This window comes from Streptomyces sp. GbtcB6 (genome assembly GCF_019091475.1).
Classification (GTDB): domain Bacteria; phylum Actinomycetota; class Actinomycetes; order Streptomycetales; family Streptomycetaceae; genus Streptomyces; species Streptomyces hyaluromycini.
In genome coordinates this window covers 1-4,015 of record NZ_JAGXJL010000133.1, presented here as the reverse complement: position 1 = coordinate 4,015, position 4,015 = coordinate 1, and the positions used below count along the sequence as shown (strand labels likewise).

Sequence of the window (4,015 nt, the reverse complement as noted above, 5' to 3'; positions counted from 1 at the left end):
AGCCGAGACCAGGCAGCGGCATCAACATACCCTCGCGGCATAACCATCGAGTGTCCGAGATCACGGGCAAACTTCACTCCCCATGGCACGGGTGTCTGTGCTGGTCACGAGCACATGCGGGCCACGCAGCGACCTAATTCCAGGACTCGGCCCACCGGGCTGGTCCGCCACCTCACTAGCCGTTCGTGGCACCAGCGCACCACGCGGGCCTCGGTCTATGCGGGAGCTCGGACGGCTCGGGCGTATCGAGAGGTCACCGTGTGGTGGGCTCGCACCACCAGCACTAACGAGTAAGCAAGACAAGGGGTGTTGACGCTCGACGGCGCCGGGCATCGCCGCTCTGCACGGAGGCATCGTGGCCAGGTAGAGCACAGGCGTCCGCCCGGCGCCCACGAGCGCCAGCCCCTCGCTTTACGGTGGTGGTCGCGAGGACACCGAACTCCGCCGCTCTGTTGTGAGACGTCGAGGCCAGGGCCTCCTGAGGCGTCCGTCCGACAGCCCACGCGACCACCACCAAGAGCATCGGGGCCACACCGCTCTCAGTGGAGGCCTCAACGGCCAGGGTCCAGAAAGGCGTCGTAGTCCCACGCTCGAACAGGCCGGCACGGGTGTGGTCCCCGCTGCTGGAGCTGTTAACAAGGAATTAGGTAGAGCAGCGGCAGCACCTCGCTGACCTTGGGCGACTTGCGGCACCAGGGCGGCAGGATCTTCGAGGAGAACCGCATCCGCTCCCCGGTGGCCGCGTCCACCCGCTTGTCGTTCACGCGCGGGACCGTGACCTCGACGGGACCTGCAGCAGTGGTCACCGTGCGGGGCCGGTGGTGGCCGTTACGGACCACCAGGCGGCGTCCGGCTTCGTCCGTCTCGGCAGCCAACTCGGCTATGTACTGGTTAACTTCGGCCTCCAGCGCGGCGGCGAGCATCCGCCGGGCGCCCTCGCGGACGATCTCGTCGATCAGGGAGCCGGACTCGGTGGATCCGTCGGCGTTCACTACGCTGAGCACGGGCGTACCTTCCCCACCCGCGCAGCGAACGCGGGCCTACTCGGTGACCATCAAGGATCATTCGGGAAGGTACGCCGTCCGCATCCTTCCCGGAACTGATCCACAAGTCCTGAGCATTGCTCACGTCCGCCGCGACCGCGGCATACGTGTGCTTTCCGCCCGCCGCGCGGTACAACGCGACGGCGTCGTTCCTGAACTCCTCCGGATACGGAGACTTCCGTCCCACCAGGACACCCTTCCTCGGATCTGCAAGATCCATTGTCAGTGTGTCCACACCGCCGGGGTCGCCTCACAACCACTCGCCCTCACCCGGACATCACACCTCGCTGCCCTCGACCTCGTGTCGGCGTACACCTGAACGTCCCCACCCGCGTACGGATGAACGCGGCCAGTTCCTGAGGCGCTGAGGAGCATTGGTCGGCACTCTGCTGCGTAGTCGGTGTGTGGCGGCAGGGGGTGGTCGGCAGTGGTCTTGGATCCGCGTCGGTGGTCGGAGCTGCGGCGCTTTCGTGGGCTTTTGGAGTCCGGAGCGATGAGCCTGTCAGAGATCGCCCGGGAGACGGGGCTGGACCGCAAGACGGTCCGTAAGTATCTCGCGGGGCCGGCGACGCCACCGCGTCGCTCGGCCAGTGGTCAGGTGGTGCCCAGGAAGATCGACGAGTTCGCGCCACTGGTCGACGCGATGTTGCGGGCCGAGATCCTGATGAAGGCGTCAGTGATCCACGATCGGCTGGCCGCGGAGTACGGGTTCACCGGGAACTACCAGCGCGTCAAGCTCTACGTTCAGCAGGCCCGGCCGAGGATCGCCGAGGAACTCGGCATCACGCCCAAGGAGTTGGCAGGGCTGCACCGCCGTTTCGAGGTCGTCCCAGGTGCTCAAGCTCAGGTCGACTGGGGCGATGAGGGCAACGTCCTCGCTCACATGGGCATCCCCAAGGTCTACTCGTTCCATATGGTGCTGTCGTATTCGCGCGATCCGTTCTGCTGCTTCACCACCAGCCAGGACCTGCAGACCTTCTTCGACTGCCACCGGCGGGCGTTTGCGCACTTCGGCGGGGTGCCGATGTCGATCGTCTACGACCGGACCAAGACCGTCGTGCGCCGACACGTCGCCCCAGGCGAGGCGGTGCCGCTGCATCCGGAAGCGGTCGGCTTCGCTGGCCACTACGACTTCGACATCGACGTTCTGGCTGCCTACCGGCCCACCGGCAAAGGCCGCGTCGAACGTCAGGTTCTCATCGTCCGCGATCATGTGCTGTCCGGGCGGGCGTTTTCCTCGCTGGAGGAGATGGACGCCGCGTTCGCCGCCTGGGTGCCCAGGCGGCGGAACCAGATCCACAAGACGCACCGGGAAGTCATCGGTATCCGGGCCGCCCGCGACCACGCGGCCCTCAAACCGCTGCCGTCCACCCCCTATCTGGTGGCCGAGCGGCATCTGCGTCCGGTCGGCAAGGACTGCCTGGTCGCGTTCGGCGGGAACCTCTACTCGGTTCCCGCCCGCAAGGTCCGCCCGCGTCAGCTGGTCGAGATCAGGGCGACGAAGTCCCAGGTCATGCTGCACTCAACCGTCCCCGATGTCAGCGGCGAGACCCTGTTGTCCGCCCATCCGCGGGCGGTCGGCCGCGGCGTCCGCGTTGTTGAGGAGACGCACTGGGACGGCTTGCCCACCGGCAAGGGGCGTCGCACCACGACCGGTGAGGTGACACCGCCACCGCGTCGCGAACCATCTACCGGCGGTCAAGTCGGCCCGCTGCAGGCCCTGTTGAACCGGTCCGCGGCCACCCGTGTCGAGGTCGGGCGGCGGCCGCTGTCGGTCTACGACGAACTGACCGGCACTCGGCCTTTCACCACCAAATCCCCGACGAAGGAGTCCTCTTGAGCGAGCTGACCGGCAACCGCATCCGCACTACGGCCGGCAAGCTCGGCCTGCCCCACCTGGCAGAGACCATCAACGAGTACACCCGCCGGGCCGACGAGGCGAAGATGGGCTACCTCGACTTCCTCGACCTGGTCCTGTCCGAGGAACTCGCCGTCCGCGACGACCGCCGCTTCCGCCAGGGCCTGCGGCTGTCCAAGCTGCCACACCACAAGACGCTGGACGAGTACGACTTCTCGTTCCAGCCCGAGCTCGACCCGCGCAAGGTCAAAGACCTCGCCAGCCTCTCCTTCGTCGACGGCAAGGCGAACGCCGCGCTGCTGGGGCCGCCCGGGGTGGGCAAGACGCATATCGCCGTCGCTCTCGCGGTCGCGGCCTGCCGGGCCGGCTACTCGATCTACTTCACCAGCCTCGACGACATGGTCCGCAACCTGAAGACCGCCGAGTCGGCCGGGCGGCTGGTCAACAAACTCGGCACCTACCTGCGGCCGAGCGTCCTCGTGGTCGACGAAGTGGGCTACCAGCCCCTTGAACGCGCTGAGGCGAACCTGGTCTTCCAGGTGATCTCCAAGCGTTACGAGAAGGGCTCGATCATCCTGACCTCGAACAAGACCTTCAGCGAATGGGGACAGGTGTTCGGCGACGAGGTCCTCGCCACCGCGATCCTCGGCCGTCTCCTCCACCACTGCGAAGTGATCGCGATCAACGGCCCGAGCTACCGGCTCAAGAACCGCCTCCAGGCCATCGAACGAGAGACCGAAGTGGCCTGACCGGCCAACGCGTGATGACGACCGAGCGCCTGGTCAGTCACCGTCAAGGCGCTGGAAGATTGCGGAAAACTCGGCGTTGTCGATCAGCCCCGCGATCACCTGAGTCATGTTGTCGATGCCGGGTTCCCGGACGATCAGACCGTCCGAGCCCCAGAAGTAGCGGCCGCCGAGAGCCTCATCGCTTCCTGCCCACGTTGCCATCAAGCGTTCGACCTCGGTGACCGTGAAGACAGTCGCGCTCCACCGCGAGCCGTCATCAAGATCCACGAAGACATCGACGTTGCACACTGAACCGCTCCGGGTTCGGTAGAGAGCGCTGATCCTTGGAAGGATGCGTCCATGCCTGCCCAGCGGAAGTACCCACC

Annotated in this window: 3 protein-coding genes and 1 pseudogene; 2 read left to right on the top strand and 2 right to left on the bottom strand. The window is 66.4% G+C overall.

All coding sequences use genetic code 11. The features are described from left to right. Window positions 1–644 precede the first annotated feature (644 nt). A pseudogene (locus tag KVT45_RS54665) lies at window positions 645–1,004 on the bottom strand (transposase); the annotation flags it as partial. A gap of 466 nt (window positions 1,005–1,470) precedes the next feature. On the opposite strand from KVT45_RS54665, the gene istA reads away from it, so the two are divergent. Both istA and istB read left to right on the top strand, forming a co-directional pair. Beyond that, a complete protein-coding gene (gene istA, locus KVT45_RS54660) occupies window positions 1,471–2,883 on the top strand; it encodes an IS21 family transposase (RefSeq protein ID WP_217562526.1) in 1,413 nt (470 codons plus the stop codon). Continuing rightward, window positions 2,880–3,650: an IS21-like element helper ATPase IstB gene (gene istB / locus KVT45_RS54655; protein ID WP_217562524.1), complete on the top strand. Its 771-nt coding sequence runs from the start codon at window positions 2,880–2,882 to the stop codon at window positions 3,648–3,650. The genes istA and istB overlap by 4 nt, the downstream gene beginning before the upstream one ends. Before the next feature lie 33 nt (window positions 3,651–3,683). Here istB and KVT45_RS54650 read toward each other — a convergent pair whose 3' ends face one another. Next, complete coding sequence (locus tag KVT45_RS54650; RefSeq protein ID WP_254648743.1) at window positions 3,684–4,001, bottom strand: hypothetical protein; 318 nt, start codon at window positions 3,999–4,001, stop codon at window positions 3,684–3,686. Window positions 4,002–4,015: the final 14 nt, after the last annotated feature.